The sequence below is a fragment of the Streptomyces sp. NPDC029169 genome (assembly GCF_055563935.1).
Genome location: NZ_JBVHXA010000010.1, coordinates 39,562 through 57,787, shown reverse-complemented (window position 1 = coordinate 57,787; position 18,226 = coordinate 39,562). Strand labels below are relative to the sequence as shown.

Genomic DNA, 18,226 nt, shown 5'->3' with positions numbered 1-18,226 from the left:
CCGGACGCCGGACCGAAGGACGTCAGGGCGAAGCCGGTGGATACAGCGCGCGCGGCAGCTCCGAGGCGGCCGCCGCGTCGAGCAGCCAGAGCGTGCGCGAGCGGCCGTAGGCGCCCGCCGCCGGGGCCTGGATCTCGCCCGCCCCGGACAGCGCGATGGCCGCGGCCTTCGCCTTGTCCTCGCCGGCCGCGAGCAGCCAGACCTCACGCGCGGCGCGGATCGCCGGCAGCGTCAGCGAGATCCGGGTCGGCGGCGGCTTCGGCGCGCCGTGCACGCCCACCACCGTGCGCTCGGTCTCGCGCACCGCCGGAAGCTCCGGGAAGAGCGAGGCCACATGCGTGTCGGGCCCGACACCCAGCATCAGCACGTCGAAGCCCGGCACCGATCCAAGGTCCTCGGGACCGGCGGCCGCGGCCAGTTCGGCCGCGTACGCCTCGGCGGCGGCCTCGACGTCATTGCCGTACGGCCCGTCCGAGGCCGGCATCGCGTGCACCCGCGCCGGGTCCAGCGGAACGCTGTCGAGCAGCGCCGCACGGGCCTGGGTGACATTGCGCTCCGGATCGCCCTCGGGCAGGAACCGCTCGTCGCCCCACCACAGATCGAGCCGCGACCAGTCGATCGCGTCCCGCGCGGGGGCCGAACCGAGCGCCGCGAGCACCCCGTTGCCGTTGCGGCCGCCCGTGAGTACCACGGACGCCGAGCCGCGGGTGGCCTGGGCGTCCACGATCCGGGTGATCAGCCGGGCCGCCGCGGCCTGGGCCATCAGCTCCTTGTCGCGGTGGACGACGAGCTGCGGGGTGCTCACTTGGCCGCCGCCTTCCTGGCCGGTGCCTTCTTCGCGGCGGGCGGAGCCTTGACCTCGGCGGCCGGCGCCTCCTCGGCGGCCGGCGCCTCCTCGGCGGGTTCGGGGGCGGTCACCGCCGCCGCCTCGTCCAGCCGGTCGAGCCCGAACCGCAGCGCCGAGGCGTACGTGTCGTCCGGGTCGAGCCGCCGCAGCTCCTCCGCGATCAGCTCGGCCGTCTCGCGGCGCTTGAGCGCCACGCCACGGTCCGGCTGCCCCTGGATGGAGAGCGTCGCCAGCGAGCCGTCCGGCCGGTCGAGCACGATCGGCCCGCAGGTGGACTCCATCCGTACGGAGGTGAGCCCGGGGCCCGGTGAGGTGGACCGGCGTACCGGCACCTTCAGCCGGTCCGCCAGCCACATGGCGAGCAGCTCGACGCTCGGGTTGAACTCCTCGCCCTCCACCTCGGCGGAGGTGACCTCGCACACGACCTGGTCGAGCGCGGCGGCCAGCATCGAACGCCACGGGGTGATCCGGGTCCAGGCCAGATCCGTGTCGCCCGGGGTGTAGGTGTCCGCGCGCCCGGTCAGCTCGTGGATCGGCTGCTCGGAGGCGTACGTGTCGGTCACCCGGCGCTGGGCGAGCGCGCCCAGCGGGTCGTTCGCCGGGTCGGCCGGGGCGTTGACCGGCCACCAGACGACGGTGGGCGCGTCCGGCAGGAGCAGCGGAAGGACCACCGACTGGGCGTGGTCGGCGACCTCGCCGTACAGCCGGAGGACAACCGTTTCGCCTGTGCTGGCGTCGGCGCCGAGGCGGACCTCGGCGTCGAGCCGCGCCTTCGCGCGGTCGCGCGGCGAACGCGAGGCGCGCTTGATGACCACCAGCGTCCGCGAAGGGTGTTCGCGGGACGCGTCGTTGGCCGCCTTGAGCGCGTCGTAGGCGTTCTCCTCGTCGGTGACGATGACGAGGGTGAGCACCATGCCGACGGCGGGCGTGCCGATGGCACGCCGCCCGAGCACCAGCGCCTTGTTGATCTTGCTGGACGTGGTGTCCGTCAGGTCGGTCTTCATGGCCGGCGCCAGCTCCGTCCGTCTCGTGCGAGCATCTCGTCCGCCTCGACCGGACCCCAGGTCCCGGACTGGTACTGCGCCGGCTTGCCGTGCTTGTCCCAGTACTGCTCGATCGGGTCGAGGATCTTCCAGGAGAGCTCGACCTCCTCGACGCGCGGGAAGAGGTTCGAGTCGCCGAGCAGCACATCGAGGATGAGCCGCTCGTACGCCTCGGGGCTGGACTCCGTGAAGGACTCGCCGTAGGCGAAGTCCATCGACACGTCCCGGACCTCCATCGAGGTGCCCGGCACCTTGGAGCCGAACCGCATGGTCACGCCCTCGTCCGGCTGGACGCGGATGACCAGGGCGTTCTGGCCCAGCTCCTCCGTCGCCGTCTTGTCGAAGGGGGAGTGCGGCGCGCGCTGGAAGACCACCGCGATCTCGGTGACGCGGCGGCCGAGCCGCTTGCCGGTACGGAGATAGAAGGGGACGCCCGCCCAGCGGCGGTTGTCGATCTCCAGCTTGATGGCCGCGAAGGTGTCGGTCTTCGACTTGGGGTCGATCCCGTCCTCCTGGAGATAGCCGACGGCCTTCGCGCCGCCCTGCCAGCCCGGCGCGTACTGACCGCGCACGGTCGAAGCACCCAGGTCCTTCGGCAGCTTCACCGCGCCGAGCACCTTGGTCTTCTCGGCCGCGAGCGCGTCCGCGTCGAAGGAGGCGGGCTCCTCCATCGCGGTCAGCGCGAGCAGCTGGAGGAGGTGGTTCTGGATGACGTCACGGGCGGCGCCGATGCCGTCGTAGTAGCCGGCGCGGCCGCCGATGCCGATGTCCTCGGCCATGGTGATCTGCACGTGGTCGACGTACGACCGGTTCCAGATCGGCTCGAAGAGCGTGTTGGCGAAGCGGAGCGCCAGGATGTTCTGGACGGTCTCCTTGCCCAGGTAGTGGTCGATCCGGAAGACCGCCTCGGGCGGGAAGACCTCGTGGACGACCTCGTTGAGCTCCTTGGCGGAGACCAGGTCGTGGCCGAACGGCTTCTCGATGACCGCGCGGCGCCAGGAGCCGTTCTTCTGGTCGGCCAGGCCGTGCTTCTTCAGCTGCTGGACGACAAGAGGGAAGAACTTCGGCGGCACGGACAGGTAGAAGGCGAAATTGCCGCCGGTGCCCTGCGCCTTGTCCAGCTCCTCGACGGTGGACTTCAACTTCTCGAAGGCGTCGTCGTCATCGAAGTCGCCCTGGACGAACCGCATCCCCTGGATCAGCTGCTGCCACACCTCCTCGCGGAACGGGGTGCGCGCGTGCTGCTTGACGGCCTCGTAGACCTCCTGCGCGAAGTCCTCGTCCTGCCACTCGCGGCGCGCGAAGCCGATGAGCGAGAAGCCCGGCGGCAGCAGGCCGCGGTTGGCCAGGTCGTAGACGGCAGGCATCAGCTTCTTACGGGACAAATCGCCCGTGACGCCAAAGATCACCAGGCCCGACGGCCCCGCGATGCGCGGGAGCCGTCGGTCTGCGGCGTCACGGAGCGGGTTGGCTCCGTGGACTGCGCTCAAAGTGCTTACGCCTCCGAAGGTGCGAGGCGCTCAAGCTCCGCCTCGGTCGACTTGAGCAGGTCGTTCCAGGACGCCTCGAACTTCTCGACGCCCTCGTCCTCGAGCAGCTGCACCACGTCGTCGTAGCTGATGCCGAGCTTCTCGACGGCCTCCAGCTCGGCGCGGGACTGCTCGTAGGTGCCGCGCACGGTGTCGCCGGTGACCTCACCGTGGTCGGCGGTGGCCTCCATCGTCGCCTCGGGCATGGTGTTGACCGTGCCGGGCGCGACCAGGTCGACGACGTACAGGGTGTCCTTGTACGCCGGGTCCTTGACGCCGGTCGAGGCCCACAGCGGACGCTGCTTGTTGGCCTGCGCCCTGTCCAGGGCGGCCCAGCGCTCGCTCGAGAACACCTCTTCGTACGCCTCGTACGCCAGCCGGGCGTTGGCGAGGGCGGCCTTGCCCTTGAGGGCCGTGGCCTCGTCCGTGCCGATCGCGGTCAGGCGCTTGTCGATCTCCGAGTCCACCCGGGAGACGAAGAAGGAGGCCACGGAGTGGATCAGGGAGATGTCCAGGCCGCGCTCCCTGGCCTTCTCCAGGCCCGCCAGGTAGGCGTCCATGACCGCGCGGTAACGCTCGAGCGAGAAGATCAGCGTCACGTTGACGCTGATGCCGAGGCCGATGACCTCGGTGATCGCCGGCAGACCCGCCTTGGTGGCCGGGATCTTGATGAGCGTGTTGGGACGGTCGACCAGCCAGGCGAGCTGCTTGGCCTCGGCGATGGTGGCCGCCGTGTTGTGGGCGAGCCGGGGGTCGACCTCGATCGAGACCCGGCCGTCCTGGCCGTCCGTGGCGTCGAAGACCGGGCGCAGGATGTCGGCGGCGTCCCTCACGTCAGCCGTCGTGATCATGCGGATGGCCTCGTCCACGGTCACCTTGCGCGCGGCGAGGTCGGCGAGCTGCTGGTCGTAACCGTGGCCCTCCGAGATCGCCTTCTGGAAGATGGACGGGTTGGTGGTGACACCCACCACGTGCTGCTGGTCGATGAGCTCGGCCAGGTTGCCGGACGTGATCCGCTGACGCGAGAGGTCGTCCAGCCAGATCGCGACGCCTTCGTCGGAGAGGCGCTTGAGAGCGTCTGTCATGAGAGGTTCTCCAAAAGTCGTGTCTAAGTGCGTCAGCGCGCGGCGGCGGCGAGAGATTCCCTGGCGGCGGCGGTGATGGCCTCCGGCGTGAAGCCGAACTCGCGGAAGAGGACCTTCGCGTCGGCCGAGGCACCGAAGTGCTCCAGCGAGACGATCCGGCCGGCGTCGCCGACGTACTTGTGCCAGGTGAGACCGATACCGGCCTCGACGGCCACGCGCGCCTTCACCGACGGCGGCAGGACGGAGTCCTTGTACGCCTGGTCCTGCTCCTCGAACCACTCGACGGACGGCATCGAGACCACACGGGTCGGGACGCCGGCGGCCTGGAGCTGCTCCCGGGCCTCGACGGCCAGGTGCACCTCGGAGCCGGTGCCGATAAGGACGACCTGTGCCTCGCCGCCTTCGGCGTCGAGCAGGACGTAACCGCCCTTGGCCGTGTCCTCGTTCGGCGCGTACGTCGGCACACCCTGGCGGGTCAGCGCGAGGCCGTGCGGGGCCCCCTCGCCGAACACGCGGGTGTGGCGCTTGACGATCTCGCGCCAGGCGATGGCGGTCTCGTTGGCGTCCGCCGGGCGGACGATGTTCAGCCCGGGGATCGCGCGCAGCGACGCCAGGTGCTCCACCGGCTGGTGCGTCGGGCCGTCCTCGCCCAGACCGATCGAGTCGTGGGTCCAGACGTACGTCACCGGCAGGTGCATCAGCGCGGACAGCCGCACGGCGTTGCGCATGTAGTCGGAGAACACCAGGAAGGTGCCGCCGTAGACACGGGTGTTGCCGTGCAGCGCGATGCCGTTCATCTCCGCGGCCATGGAGTGCTCGCGGATGCCGAAGTGGATCGTGCGGCCGTACTTGTTCGCCTCGGGCAGCGGGTTGCCCTCGGGCAGGAACGACGAGGTCTTGTCGATCGTCGTGTTGTTCGAGCCGGCCAGGTCGGCCGAGCCGCCCCACAGCTCCGGGATGACGGCGCCGAGCGACTGGAGGACCTTGCCGGACGCGGCGCGGGTGGCGACACCCTTGCCCGCCTCGAAGACCGGGATGTGCGACTCCCAGCCCTCGGGCAGCTCGTTCGCCTGGATACGGTCGAACTCCGCGGCCCGCTCCGGGTTGGCCGTACGCCACTCGGCGAGGGACTTCTCCCACGCGGCGCGGGCCTCACGGCCACGGTCGCCGAGCGAGCGGGTGTGACCGATGACCTCGCCGGTGACCTCGAAGGTCTGCTCCGGGTCGAAGCCGAGGACGCGCTTGGTGGCCGCGATCTCCTCGTCGCCGAGCGCCGAGCCGTGCGCGGCCTCGGTGTTCTGGGCGTTCGGGGCGGGCCAGGCGATGATCGAGCGCATCGCGATGAACGACGGACGCTCGGTCTCGGCCTCGGCGGCCTTGACCGCCGCGAACAGCGCGGCCGGGTCCAGGTCGCCGTTGGCCTGCGGCTCGACGCGCTGGACGTGCCAGCCGTACGCCTCGTACCGCTTCATCGTGTCCTCGGACACGGCCGTCTCGGTGTCGCCCTCGATCGAGATGTGGTTGTCGTCCCACAGCAGGATCAGGTTGCCGAGCTTCTGGTGACCGGCGAGCGAGGACGCCTCGGCGGAGATGCCCTCCTGGAGGCAGCCGTCACCGGCGATCACGTAGACGTTGTGGTCGAACGGGGAGGTGCCGGGGGCCGCCTCCGGGTCGAACAGACCGCGCTCGTAGCGGGCGGCCATCGCCATGCCCACGGCGTTGGCGACACCCTGGCCCAGCGGGCCGGTCGTCGTCTCGACACCCGCGGTGTGTCCGTACTCCGGGTGACCCGGGGTCTTCGAGCCCCAGGTGCGGAACGCCTTCAGGTCGTCCAGCTCGAGCCCGAAGCCCCCCAGGTACAGCTGGGTGTAGAGGGTCAGGGACGAGTGACCGGCGGAGAGTACGAAACGGTCGCGCCCCACCCACTCCGGGTCGGCCGGGTCGTGTCGCATCACCTTCTGGAAGAGGGTGTACGCGGCGGGCGCCAGGCTCATGGCCGTACCGGGATGGCCGTTGCCGACCTTCTGTACGGCGTCCGCGGCCAGGATGCGGGCGGTGTCCACGGCCCGCTGGTCCAATTCGGTCCACTCGAGGTCTGTGGTGGTCGGCTTAGTGCTCACCCTGAGTCAGGGCTCCTCTCCACACATGTACGGGAAGCCGGTGACTGAGGGTGTACCGGCGTTGTCGAGCCTACCCCCGTCATGACGTCCATCTTTTCGAGTGCGCGCCCCGGAAAACAGAAGACACGGCAAGAGTGCGGGTCACTCTGTCACTTCGCCTCCCGAGTGCTGTCCATCCCTTGGGACGAGGGCCCTCAACACGACCCCACCCCCGCGAAGATCGGCGTATGGGCAACGTCTACAGTGGCGTGGTACGCGCAAGTCTTCACCCCGTCTTCATCCGGGGAGCTTGCTGGGAATTTCTCTGTCAGGGGTGTGCGTGACGGCCGTCGAGTCCCGACCCGCAGGGGTCGTCTTGACTCCCAGCCCGGGGGGCCATCGGCCGTTCGGGGCTCGCGTCAAGGCGTTCGTGGCGCTGACCAAGCCGCGGATCATCGAGCTGCTGCTCATCACGACCGTTCCGGTGATGTTCCTCGCCGAGCAGGGCGTTCCGAACATGTGGCTGGTACTCGCCACCTGTTTCGGCGGCTACCTCTCTGCCGGCGGCGCGAACGCGCTCAACATGTACATCGACCGCGACATCGACGCGCTGATGGACCGCACCTCCCAGCGCCCGCTGGTCACCGGCGTCCTCACTCCCCGTGAGGGCCTGGTCTTCGGCCTCACCCTCGCCGTGGTCTCCACGGTCTGGTTCGGCCTCCTGGTCAACTGGCTCTCCGCCGCCCTCTCGCTCGGCGCGCTCCTCTTCTACGTCGTGATCTACACGATGATCCTCAAGCGGCGCACGTCCCAGAACATCGTCTGGGGCGGCATCGCCGGCTGCCTGCCGGTGCTGATCGGCTGGTCGGCCGTCACCAACTCGATGTCGTGGGCCGCGGTCATCCTCTTCCTCGTCATCTTCTTCTGGACGCCGCCGCACTACTGGCCGCTGTCGATGAAGGTGAAGGAGGACTACGCGCGCGCGGGCGTGCCCATGCTCCCGGTCCTCGCCTCCAACAAGGTCGTGGCCCGGCAGATCGTCGCGTACAGCTGGGTCATGGTCGCCGTCTCGCTGCTGCTGACCCCGCTCGGCTACACCGGCTGGTTCTACACGGCCGTGGCGCTGCTCACCGGCGGCTGGTGGCTCTGGGAGGCGCACGCGCTGCTGAACCGCGCGAAGAACGGCGCGACGGGCGCGAAGCTCAAGGAGATGCGCCTCTTCCACTGGTCGATCACCTATGTCTCGCTGCTCTTCGTGGCGGTCGCGGTCGACCCCTTCCTGAGGTAGTTCCTCAGGTCCTGAACAACGGCCGGAGCGCGTGGGACAGCCCACACGCCCCGGCCGTCGCCAGTGGATCTACCGCTGGGTAGCATCGGTGTCATGGCAGACACCACGCAGGCGGACACCAAGGGCGAGCGCAAGGCGGCCAAGCTCGCCAAGCAGATCCAGGCGTTCTCCAAGAAGCACGGCGGCGCCGAGGGGCAGCTCGCCTACATCGGCCAGATGGGCACCCGTATCGTGCTCGTCGGCGAGGACGGCGGCTGGGGCGACCTGGTGGCCCCCACGCACGCCGTCGCCCAGCAGGCCGCCGAGAAGGCCGGGCTGACCCTCCACGACGAGTTCGACGGCGAGTTCGCCGCTAAGGTCGTCACCGGTCCGTACGAGTGGACCCGCATGGCCGGTATCCAGATCGGCGGCCCGTCGAACGCGTGACCGTTCGGCGCGCTCGGCAACAACCTCGGGTGGGGCTCACCCGTTAGGACGTGTGGAAGAACGTCCACGCAGGGAGCCCCCCGAATGATCGAGACCCCGAGCCTGGTGGACCAGTACTGCCACGGGGTGCTCCGCACGGAGCTCGGCCTCGGCACCTTCGAGGCGTACCTGGGCAAGCCTGCCGGAGCAGGGGCTGCGCCGCCCGCGTCCGGCACCACCTTCTTCGACACCCAGACCGGCTTCGCGGTGCGCCGCTGGTGCCCGCCGCTGCTGGGTCTCGAACCGCACTGCCCGCCGGCCCGCTACCTCGCCCGCCGGCGCGAACTGGGCGTACTGGAGTCCGGGCGGCGGCTGCTGCGCGCCTCCGGCATCTCCACCTATCTCGTGGACACCGGGCTGCCGGGCGATCTGACCGGCCCCGCCGAGATCGCCTCCACAGGCGCCGCCGCCGCACACGAGATCGTCCGTCTCGAACTGCTCGCCGAGCAGGTCGCCGACACGTCCGGCTCGGTCGAGGCGCTCCTCGCCAACCTCGCCGAGGCCGTCCACGGCGCCGCCGCGACCGCCGTCGCCTTCACCTCCGTGGCGGGGGTGAGCCGCGGCCTCGCCCAGGCGTCGGAACCGCCGGGGCCCGGGGAGGTACGAGGAGCGGCGGGGCGCTGGCTGGCCGGGCGCGCGGTGGGCGGCCGGCTCACCGACCCCGTGCTGCTGCGCCATCTCCTCTGGGTCGCCGTCACCTCGGGACGGCCGCTCCAGCTGCACGTGGGGGCCGAGGAACCGGCGGGGCTCGCGGACTTCGCCGCGTCCACCAGCGGCCTGGGCACCGACGTCGTGCTCCTGCACGGATACCCGTACCACCGGCAGACGGCGCAGCTGACGGGCCTCTATCCGCATGTGTACGCCGACCTCGGCTCCGTCCTCGCCAGGACCGGAGCCCGGGCGGCGGCCGTCCTCGCCGAACTCCTGGAGCTGGCCCCCTTCGGCAAGCTGCTCTTCTCCAGCGGGGCCCACGCCCTGCCGGAGCTGCATGTCGTCGCGGCGAGCGTCTTCCGCGGGGCGCTGTCGCGCGTGCTGGGGGAGTGGGTGGGCGAGGGCGCCTGGTCCCTGACCGACGCGCAGCGCGTCGCGACGATGATCGCGTCGGGCAACGCGCGGCGGGTGTACGGGCTCCGCTGACAGCGGCCGAGCAACGGGTGGGCGGTGGCCCTCGTCTACGCCGTGGCCGGCGCCAGGTCGGTCTGGGTCGGGATCTCGGGGGTGGGGAGCGGGCGTTCGCGCAGGCTGAGGGCCAGGCGTAGGACCGCGATCCACATCAGCGCGGAGCCGAGCATGTGGGCGCCGACCAGGACCTCGGGCACACCGGTGAAGTACTGGAGGTAGCCGATCCCGCCCTGGGCGAGCAGCACGATCAGCAGGTCACGGGCGCGCGCCCGGGTGTCGTCGGGGGCGTCGACCACCCGCAGCACCAGCCACATCGCCAGCGCGAGCGCGACGACGACCCACGCGGAGACGGCGTGGAGGCGGGCGGCGTCGGTCCAGTCCCATGGCATGCGCGGGACGTCGCTGCTGTCACCGGCGTGCTTGCCCGATCCGGTGACGCCCGTGCCGAGGACGATCAGCAGGGCCGAGGCCGCGATGATCGCCCAGGAGAGCTTGCGCACCGGGCCGGGCACCCGGCGCCTGGGCGTCGTGTCGCCCTCGCGGGTCCGGTGCCAGGTGATCACGGCGACGGTCAGGAGCGAGTTGGCGGCGATGAAGTGGCCGGCGACCGTCCACGGGTTGAGCCCCATCCACACCGTGATGCCGCCCAGGACCGCGTTGCTCGCGACGATCCAGAACTGCGCCCAGCCGAGCCGCGTCAGCCCGCGCCGCCACGGCTTGGTGGACCGCGCGGCGATGATCGCCCAGCCGACCGCCGCCGACAGGACGTACGTCAGCATCCGGTTGCCGAACTCGATCGCGCCGCGGTAGCCCTGCTCGGGCGTCACGATGAGGCTGTCGTCCGTGCACTTGGGCCAGGTGTCGCAGCCGAGACCGGAGCCGGTCAGCCGGACCGCGCCTCCCGTGACGATGATGAGGACGCTCATCACGACGGCGGAGAGCGCGGCGCGCCGGAGCGTCTCGGGGGACGGGGTCCAGCGCTTGGCGATGTAGGCGAGTGGGGTCAGCACGGCCCTATCGTAGGAGAGGGCTTGTGCGCGTTTTCACGAGGGGGTCGTTACGGGTGATGTCACCCCGGAACGTCACCCTCCCGCTACTCCCAGCGGAAGAACCTCGCCGCCGCGCCGAGGCCGACGACCGCCCACACCGCGAGGATCGCGGCGGCACCCCACGGCATCGGGGCGCCGCCCTGGAGCACGTCCCGCAGACCGTCCGAGAGCGCCGAGATCGGCAGCAGCTCCAGGACGGAGCGGGCCGCGTCGGGGAACCGGTCCAGCGGCACGATCACCCCGCCGCCCACCAGGAGCAGCAGGAAGACCAGGTTCGCGGCGGCCAGCGTCGCCTCCGCGCGCAGCGTGCCCGCCATCAGCAGGCCGAGGCCCGAGAAAGCCGCCGTGCCGAGGACGAGCAGCAGCAGGACGGAGACCGGGCCGCCCTGCGGGGACCAGCCGAGGCCCAGCGCGATCGCCGTGAGCAGGACGACCTGGAGCACCTCGGTGACCAGGACCGAGAGCGTCTTGGCGGTCATCAGCGCCCAGCGGGGGAGCGGGGAGGCGCCGAGCCGCTTCAGGACTCCGTAGCGGCGCTCGAAGCCGGTGGCGATGGCCTGGCCGGTGAAGGCGGTGGACATCACGGCGAGCGCGAGGACGCCGGGCGCGAGGAAGTCCACGGCCTTGTCCGTTCCTGTGTCGACGATGTCGACGGTCGAGAACAGCACGAGCAGCAGCGACGGGATGATCACGGTGAGGAGCAGCTGCTCGCCGTTGCGCAGCAGCATCCTGGCCTCCAGGACCGTCTGCGCCGCGATCATCCGGCCGACGGGCGCGGCTCCCGGCTTCGGTGCGTACGTACCGCCGCTCATGCGCGCAGCTCCTTGCCGGTCAGCTGAAGAAAGACGTCTTCGAGGGTGTGGCGCTCCACCGCGATGCCGTCCGGCATCACGCCGTGCTGGGCGCACCAGGTGGTGACGGTCGCGAGCAGCTGGGGGCCCACCTCGCCCGTGATCCGGTACGTCCCCCGGGTCGGCTCGGCGGCCTGGGTGCCGTCGGGCAGGGCCTTGAGCAGCGAGCCGAGGTCGAGCCCCGGGCGGCCGGTGAAGCGCAGGGTGTTCTCGGCGCCGCCGCGGCACAGTGCGTCGGGGCTGCCCTGGGCGGCGACCCGGCCGGCGTCGACGATGGCGACGTCGTCCGCCAGCTCCTCGGCCTCGTGCATGAAGTGGGTGGTGAGGACGACGGTGGCGCCGTCGGTGCGCAGCTCGCGGACGAGGTCCCAGGTCGCGTGGCGGGCCTGGGGGTCGAGTCCGGCGGTCGGCTCGTCGAGGAAGACCAGCTCGGGGCGGCCGACGACGGCCATGGCGAGCGCGAGGCGCTGCTGCTGTCCGCCGGAGAGCCGGCGGTAGGTGGTCCGGCCGCAGGAGCCGAGGCCGAGGCGCTCGATCAGGGCGTCCACGTCCAGGGGGTGGGCGTGCAGTTTCGCCATGTGGCGCAGCATCTCGTCGGCGCGGGCGCCGGAGTAGACGCCGCCGGACTGGAGCATCACGCCGATCCGGGGGCGCAGCCGGGCCGCGTCGGCGACCGGGTCGAGGTCGAGGACGCGGACGGTGCCGGCGTCGGCCCTGCGGTAGCCCTCGCAGGTCTCGATCGTCGTGGTCTTCCCGGCCCCGTTGGGGCCGAGGACGGCGGTCACGGTGCCCGCCCTGACATCGAGGTCGAGGCCGTCGACGGCGGTCTTCGTCCCGTACCGCTTGACCAGGCCGCGGATCTGGACGACGGACTCGTTTCGCATGCGGGGAAGTCTAGAGAGGGCTCCGGGGCCCCTCCGGCGCGGGGGCCGAATCCGGCTCGTATTCGTCCTACGAATGATCATTTTCGCAGGTCAGGTAAGCCTTACCTGAGTGATGCACGGCACCGTGCCCCTCTCCCGAGCTCGCTTGTCACTCTTCGAGGAATTACGCAACAATGGCGTTGTGAAAAACGTCGGCGAGGCCCCCGTGGAGGAACTCGCGACCGGTGAGCGCTCCACGCGCAACCGGGTCGCGCGCTCCATCCTGGACCACGGCCCGTCGACCGTCGCCGATCTGGCGACGCGGCTCGGCCTCACCCAGGCGGCCGTGCGTCGGCATCTGGACTCGCTTGTCGCGGAGAACGTCGTCGAAGCCCGGGAGAAGCGGGTCTACGGAGCCCGTACGCGCGGCCGTCCCGCCAAGGTCTTCGCGCTGACCGACTGCGGCCGGGACGCCTTCGACCAGTCGTACGACTCGCTCGCCGTGGACGCGCTCCGGTGGATCGAAAAGTCCGCCGGCGGAGGGGCTGCTGGAGAGGCAGCCGTCGCGGCCTTCGCCCGCGACCGTCTCGAGCACCAGGCCGAGGCGTACCGGGCGGCCGTCGAGTCGGCGGCGCCCGACCAGCGCACCGAGGCGCTCGCCAGGGCGCTGAGCAAGGACGGGTACGCTGCCACTGCGCGGAACGCGCCGGTCGGCGAGCAGCTCTGCCAGCACCACTGCCCGGTCGCCCATGTCGCCGAGCAGTACCCCCAGCTGTGCGAGGCGGAGACGGAGATCTTCTCCCGCCTCCTGGGAACGCACGTCCAGCGTCTCGCCACCATCGCCCACGGTGACGGCGTCTGCACGACGTTCATCCCGCACAGCGCCCCACAGACCACCCCATCAGAAGCATCCGCAAGCACGGCCGGGAGGAACCCCGCATGACCACCGAGATCAGCCACCCCGAGCTCGAGGGCCTGGGTCGGTACGAGTACGGCTGGGCCGACTCCGACGCGGCCGGTGCCGCTGCCAAGCGCGGCCTGAACGAGGATGTCGTCCGCGACATCTCCGCGAAGAAGAACGAGCCCGAGTGGATGCTGAAGCTGCGGCTGAAGGGTCTGCGCCTCTTCGGTAAGAAGCCCATGCCGACCTGGGGCTCCGACCTGTCGGGCATCGACTTCGACAACATCAAGTACTTCGTGCGCTCCACCGAGAAGCAGGCCGAGTCCTGGGAGGACCTGCCGGAGGACATCAAGAACACGTACGACAAGCTCGGCATCCCCGAGGCGGAGAAGCAGCGCCTCGTCGCCGGTGTCGCGGCCCAGTACGAGTCCGAGGTCGTCTACCACCAGATCCGCGAGGACCTGGAGGAGCAGGGCGTCATCTTCCTGGACACGGACACCGCGCTCAAGGAGCACCCGGAGCTCTTCCGTGAGTACTTCGGCACGGTCATCCCGGTCGGCGACAACAAGTTCGCCTCGCTGAACACGGCCGTGTGGTCCGGCGGATCGTTCATCTACGTGCCGAAGGGCGTGCACGTCGAGATCCCGCTGCAGGCCTACTTCCGTATCAACACGGAGAACATGGGCCAGTTCGAGCGGACGCTGATCATCGTCGACGAGGACGCCTACGTCCACTACGTCGAGGGCTGCACCGCCCCGATCTACTCCTCCGACTCGCTGCACTCCGCGGTCGTCGAGATCATCGTGAAGAAGGGCGGCCGCTGCCGCTACACGACGATCCAGAACTGGTCGAACAACGTCTACAACCTGGTCACCAAGCGCGCCGTGGCCTACGAGGGCGCGACCATGGAGTGGGTCGACGGCAACATCGGCTCCAAGGTCACCATGAAGTACCCGGCCGTCTACCTGATGGGCGAGCACGCCAGGGGCGAGACCCTGTCCATCGCCTTCGCGGGCGAGGGCCAGCACCAGGACGCCGGCGCCAAGATGGTCCACATGGCTCCGAACACCTCCTCCAACATCGTCTCCAAGTCGGTGGCGCGAGGCGGCGGCCGCACCTCCTACCGCGGTCTCATCGAGATCGGCGAGGGTGCCCCGGGCGCCAAGTCGAACGTGCTCTGCGACGCGCTGCTCGTCGACACGATCTCCCGCTCGGACACGTACCCGTACGTCGACGTCCGCGAGGACGACGTCTCCATGGGGCACGAGGCCACGGTCTCCAAGGTCTCCGAGGACCAGCTGTTCTACCTGATGAGCCGCGGCATGACCGAGTTCGAGGCGATGGCGATGATCGTGCGCGGCTTCGTCGAGCCGATCGCCAAGGAGCTCCCGATGGAGTACGCCCTGGAGCTCAACCGGCTGATCGAGCTGCAGATGGAGGGAGCCGTCGGCTGACGCGCCGACCGACCCCCACCACCAGCTAGCGGCCCGCCCACGCGGCGGGCCGAGGATCGAAACGTAGGAAGAGAGCAAGACGACAGCCATGGCTGAGGCTCAGAACATCCCGGCGGGCTCCACCACCGCCGGCTCGATCGCGGTGGCCGCCGAGTCCACCGTCGCCACGCGCATGAGCGCGCCCCCGTCCTTCGACGTCGCGGACTTCCCGGTCCCGCACGGTCGCGAGGAGGAGTGGCGGTTCACCCCGCTGGAGCGCCTGCGCGGCCTGCACGACGGCAGCGCCGTCGCGACCGGCGAGGGCGTCCGGGTCGAGGTGGAGGCCCCCGAGGGCGTCACCGTGGAGACCGTCGGCCGTGACGACGCACGCCTCGGCAGGGCCGGCACGCCCGTCGACCGCGTCGCCGCCCAGGCGTACTCCTCCTTCGAGAAGGCCTCGGTCGTGACCGTCGCCAAGGAGGCCGTCCTCACCGAGCCGATCCGCATCGCGGTGCACGGCCAGGGCGGGGTCGCCTTCGGCCACCAGGTCATCGAGCTCGGCGCCTTCGCCGAGGCCGTCGTGGTCATCGACCACACCGGTGACGCGGTGCTCGCCGCCAACGTCGACTACCTGCTCGGCGACGGCGCCAAGCTCACCGTCGTCTCCGTCCAGGACTGGGACGAGAAGGCCGTCCACGTCGCCCAGCACAACGCGCTGGTCGGCCGTGACGCCTCGTTCAAGTCGGTCGTGGTGACCTTCGGCGGCGACGTCGTCCGCATCCACCCGCGCGTCCAGTACGCCGCCACCGGCGGCGAGGCCGAGCTCTTCGGCCTGTACTTCACCGACGCGGGCCAGCACCAGGAGCACCGCCTCCTGGTCGACCACAACACCCCGCACTGCAAGTCCAACGTGGCCTACAAGGGCGCGCTGCAGGGCCAGGACGCCCACGCCGTCTGGATCGGCGACGTCCTCATCGAGGCCAAGGCCGAGGGCACCGACACCTACGAGCTCAACCGGAACCTGGTCCTGACGGACGGCGCCCGCGTCGACTCCGTGCCGAACCTGGAGATCGAGACCGGCGAGATCGTCGGCGCCGGTCACGCCTCGGCCACCGGCCGCTTCGACGACGAGCAGCTCTTCTACCTGATGGCCCGCGGCATCCCGGAGACCGAGGCCCGCCGCCTCGTCGTCCGCGGCTTCTTCGCCGAGCTGGTCCAGCAGATCGGTCTGCCGGACGTCCAGGAGCGCCTCATCGCCAAGATCGAGGCCGAGCTGGAGGCGTCCGTCTGATGGCCTTCGTACGCGCCTGTGCGCTGAGCGAGCTGGAGGAGGACACCCCGAAGCGGGTGGAACTCGACGGCACGCCGGTGTCCATCGTCCAGACCGAGGGCGAGGTGTTCGCGATCTACGACATCTGCTCGCACGCGAACGTCTCCCTCTCCGAGGGCGAGGTGGAGGACTGCCAGATCGAGTGCTGGCTGCACGGCTCCTCGTTCGACCTCCGCACCGGCAAGCCGTCCGGCCTTCCCGCGACGCGCCCCGTCCCCGTATACCCCGTAAAGATCGAAGGGGACGATGTGCTCGTCTCCGTCACCCAGGAGTCCTGAGTCACCCATGGCAACGCTTGAAATCCGCGACCTGCACGTTTCCGTCGAGGCCGAGAACGGCCCCCGGGAGATCCTCAAGGGCGTCGACCTGACCGTGAAGCAGGGCGAGACCCACGCCATCATGGGCCCGAACGGCTCCGGCAAGTCGACCCTGGCGTACTCCCTCGCGGGCCACCCGAAGTACACGGTTACCGGTGGCACCGTGACCCTGGACGGCGAGGACGTCCTGGAGATGTCCGTCGACGAGCGCGCCCGCGCCGGCGTCTTCCTGGCCATGCAGTACCCGGTCGAGGTCCCCGGCGTCTCGGTCTCCAACTTCCTGCGCACCTCCGCCACCGCGGTCCGCGGCGAGGCGCCCAAGCTGCGCACCTGGGTGAAGGAGGTCAAGGAGGCCATGGAGAAGCTCCAGATGGACCCGGCCTTCGCCGAGCGCAACGTCAACGAGGGCTTCTCCGGCGGCGAGAAGAAGCGCCACGAGATCCTCCAGCTCGAACTGCTCAAGCCGAAGATCGCGATCCTCGACGAGACCGACTCCGGCCTCGACGTCGACGCGCTTCGCATCGTCTCCGAGGGCGTCAACCGTGTCCGCGAGACCGGCGAGGTCGGCACCCTGCTGATCACGCACTACACGCGGATTCTCCGCTACATCAAGCCCGACTTCGTCCACGTCTTCTCCGAGGGCCGCATCGTCGAGTCCGGCGGCGCCGAGCTCGCCGACAAGCTGGAGAACGAGGGCTACGAGGCGTACAGCACGAAGGGTGGCGTATCCGCGTGACAATTGCCCATCAGGGGCTCTCCGGCCTCCTCGACACCGAGGCGATCCGCAAGGACTTCCCGCTCCTGGATCGCGTGGTCCACGACGGCAAGAAGATCGTGTACCTGGACTCCGCGGCGACCTCGCAGAAGCCGCGCCAGGTCCTCGACGCGCTCAACGAGTACTACGAGCGCCACAACGCCAATGTCCACCGCGGCGTCTACCTCGTCGCCGAGGAGGCGACGGCGCTGTACGAGGGCGCCCGTGACAAGGTCGCGGCGTTCATCAACGCGCCGAGCCGCGACGAGGTGATCTTCACCAAGAACGCCTCCGAGTCGCTCAACCTCGTGGCCAACATGCTGGGCTGGGCCGACGAGCCCTACCGCGTGGACCACGAGACCGAGATCGCCATCACGGAGATGGAGCACCACTCCAACATCGTGCCGTGGCAGCTGCTCTCGCAGCGCACCGGCGCGAAGCTGAAGTGGTTCGGCCTCACCGACGACGGCCGTCTCGACCTCTCGAACATCGAAGAGGTCATCACCGAGAAGACCAAGATCGTCTCGTTCACGCTGGTCTCGAACCTGCTGGGCACGATCAACCCGGTCGAGACGATCATCCGGCGTGCGCAGGAGGTCGGTGCGCTGGTCTGCATCGACGCCTCGCAGGCGGCCCCGCACATGGTGCTCGACGTGCAGGCGCTGCAGGCCGACTTCGTGGCCTTCACCGGCCACAAGATGTGCGGCCCGACCGGCATCGGCGTGCTGTGGGGACGGCAGGAGCTCCTGGAGGACCTGCCTCCGTTCCTCGGCGGCGGCGAGATGATCGAGACCGTCTCGATGCACTCCTCGACGTACGCTCCGGCTCCGCACAAGTTCGAGGCGGGTACGCCCCCGATCGCCCAGGCCGTCGGCCTCGGCGCGGCCGTGGACTACCTGTCGGCGATCGGCATGGAGAACATCGCGCGCCACGAGCACGCGATCACCGAGTACGCCGTCCGCCGCCTCCAGGAGGTGCCGGACCTGCGGATCATCGGCCCCACCACGGCCGAGGACCGCGGCGCGGCGATCTCCTTCGTGCTCGGCGACATCCACCCGCACGACGTGGGCCAGGTCCTGGACGAGCAGGGCATCGCGGTCCGGGTCGGCCACCACTGCGCGCGGCCGGTCTGCCTGCGGTACGGAATTCCCGCGACCACGCGAGCGTCGTTCTATCTGTACTCCACCCCGGCCGAGGTCGACGCCCTGGTCGAGGGTCTGGAGCACGTACGGAACTTCTTCGGCTAGGGG

The 18,226-nt window shown here is 70.2% G+C and carries 17 protein-coding genes; 9 read left to right on the top strand and 8 right to left on the bottom strand.

The window, feature by feature from the left end:
• Positions 1–22 precede the first annotated feature (22 nt).
• Genes pgl through tkt form a run of 5 tightly spaced genes read right to left on the bottom strand, consistent with a single transcriptional unit; the run spans position 23 to position 6,624 of the window.
• Positions 23–805 (bottom strand): 6-phosphogluconolactonase, encoded by a 783-nt coding sequence (pgl, locus tag ACZ4VI_RS20055; protein WP_468000856.1) that lies wholly within the window; start codon positions 803–805, stop codon positions 23–25.
• Positions 802–1,851 (bottom strand): glucose-6-phosphate dehydrogenase assembly protein OpcA, encoded by a 1,050-nt coding sequence (opcA, locus tag ACZ4VI_RS20050; protein WP_468000855.1) that lies wholly within the window; start codon positions 1,849–1,851, stop codon positions 802–804. Before opcA ends, pgl begins: the two co-directional genes overlap by 4 nt.
• Positions 1,848–3,380 carry a glucose-6-phosphate dehydrogenase gene (zwf, locus tag ACZ4VI_RS20045; protein ID WP_385150739.1) on the bottom strand — a complete coding sequence of 511 codons (1,533 nt, stop codon included), beginning with the start codon at positions 3,378–3,380 and terminating at the stop codon, positions 1,848–1,850. Before zwf ends, opcA begins: the two co-directional genes overlap by 4 nt.
• Positions 3,381–3,385: 5 nt before the next feature.
• Positions 3,386–4,504, bottom strand: coding sequence for a transaldolase (tal, locus tag ACZ4VI_RS20040; protein ID WP_468000853.1), 1,119 nt, complete (start codon positions 4,502–4,504; stop codon positions 3,386–3,388).
• 32 nt (positions 4,505–4,536) lie between these two features.
• Positions 4,537–6,624, bottom strand: a complete 2,088-nt coding sequence (tkt, locus tag ACZ4VI_RS20035; protein WP_468000851.1) for a transketolase — start codon at positions 6,622–6,624, stop codon at positions 4,537–4,539.
• A gap of 319 nt (positions 6,625–6,943) precedes the next feature.
• Here tkt and ACZ4VI_RS20030 point away from each other — a divergent pair, with 319 nt between their 5' ends.
• From ACZ4VI_RS20030 to ACZ4VI_RS20020, 3 genes are all read left to right on the top strand, one after another.
• Positions 6,944–7,891: a heme o synthase gene (locus ACZ4VI_RS20030; RefSeq protein ID WP_468000849.1), complete on the top strand. Its 948-nt coding sequence runs from the start codon at positions 6,944–6,946 to the stop codon at positions 7,889–7,891.
• A gap of 93 nt (positions 7,892–7,984) precedes the next feature.
• On the top strand, positions 7,985–8,317 hold the full coding sequence (locus ACZ4VI_RS20025; protein WP_468000848.1) for a hypothetical protein: 333 nt from the start codon (positions 7,985–7,987) through the stop codon (positions 8,315–8,317).
• Positions 8,318–8,401: 84 nt separating this feature from the next.
• Entirely contained in the window at positions 8,402–9,493 is a 1,092-nt protein-coding gene (locus tag ACZ4VI_RS20020; RefSeq protein WP_468000846.1) for an amidohydrolase family protein, read from the top strand.
• Positions 9,494–9,528: 35 nt separating this feature from the next.
• Here the strand turns inward: ACZ4VI_RS20020 and ACZ4VI_RS20015 are convergent, their stop codons facing one another.
• The 3 genes from ACZ4VI_RS20015 to ACZ4VI_RS20005 form a co-directional block, all read right to left on the bottom strand.
• On the bottom strand, positions 9,529–10,488 hold the full coding sequence (locus ACZ4VI_RS20015; RefSeq protein ID WP_468000845.1) for a COX15/CtaA family protein: 960 nt from the start codon (positions 10,486–10,488) through the stop codon (positions 9,529–9,531).
• A gap of 83 nt (positions 10,489–10,571) precedes the next feature.
• Positions 10,572–11,339, bottom strand: coding sequence for an ABC transporter permease (locus ACZ4VI_RS20010; protein ID WP_468000843.1), 768 nt, complete (start codon positions 11,337–11,339; stop codon positions 10,572–10,574).
• Entirely contained in the window at positions 11,336–12,262 is a 927-nt protein-coding gene (locus ACZ4VI_RS20005) for an ABC transporter ATP-binding protein (RefSeq protein ID WP_468000841.1), read from the bottom strand. The genes ACZ4VI_RS20010 and ACZ4VI_RS20005 overlap by 4 nt, the downstream gene beginning before the upstream one ends.
• 181 nt (positions 12,263–12,443) lie before the next feature.
• Here ACZ4VI_RS20005 and ACZ4VI_RS20000 point away from each other — a divergent pair, with 181 nt between their 5' ends.
• From ACZ4VI_RS20000 to ACZ4VI_RS19975, 6 genes are all read left to right on the top strand, one after another.
• Positions 12,444–13,184 (top strand): helix-turn-helix transcriptional regulator, encoded by a 741-nt coding sequence (locus ACZ4VI_RS20000; RefSeq protein ID WP_468000840.1) that lies wholly within the window; start codon positions 12,444–12,446, stop codon positions 13,182–13,184.
• Positions 13,181–14,596 carry a Fe-S cluster assembly protein SufB gene (sufB, locus tag ACZ4VI_RS19995; RefSeq protein WP_468000838.1) on the top strand — a complete coding sequence of 472 codons (1,416 nt, stop codon included), beginning with the start codon at positions 13,181–13,183 and terminating at the stop codon, positions 14,594–14,596. Before ACZ4VI_RS20000 ends, sufB begins: the two co-directional genes overlap by 4 nt.
• Before the next feature lie 88 nt (positions 14,597–14,684).
• Positions 14,685–15,866 carry a Fe-S cluster assembly protein SufD gene (gene sufD / locus ACZ4VI_RS19990; protein WP_468000836.1) on the top strand — a complete coding sequence of 394 codons (1,182 nt, stop codon included), beginning with the start codon at positions 14,685–14,687 and terminating at the stop codon, positions 15,864–15,866.
• A complete protein-coding gene (locus tag ACZ4VI_RS19985) occupies positions 15,866–16,183 on the top strand; it encodes a non-heme iron oxygenase ferredoxin subunit (protein ID WP_468000835.1) in 318 nt (105 codons plus the stop codon). The genes sufD and ACZ4VI_RS19985 overlap by 1 nt, the downstream gene beginning before the upstream one ends.
• A gap of 7 nt (positions 16,184–16,190) precedes the next feature.
• Entirely contained in the window at positions 16,191–16,958 is a 768-nt protein-coding gene (sufC, locus tag ACZ4VI_RS19980) for a Fe-S cluster assembly ATPase SufC (RefSeq protein ID WP_468000833.1), read from the top strand.
• Positions 16,955–18,223, top strand: coding sequence for a cysteine desulfurase (locus ACZ4VI_RS19975; protein ID WP_468000832.1), 1,269 nt, complete (start codon positions 16,955–16,957; stop codon positions 18,221–18,223). Before sufC ends, ACZ4VI_RS19975 begins: the two co-directional genes overlap by 4 nt.
• Positions 18,224–18,226 lie beyond the last annotated feature (3 nt).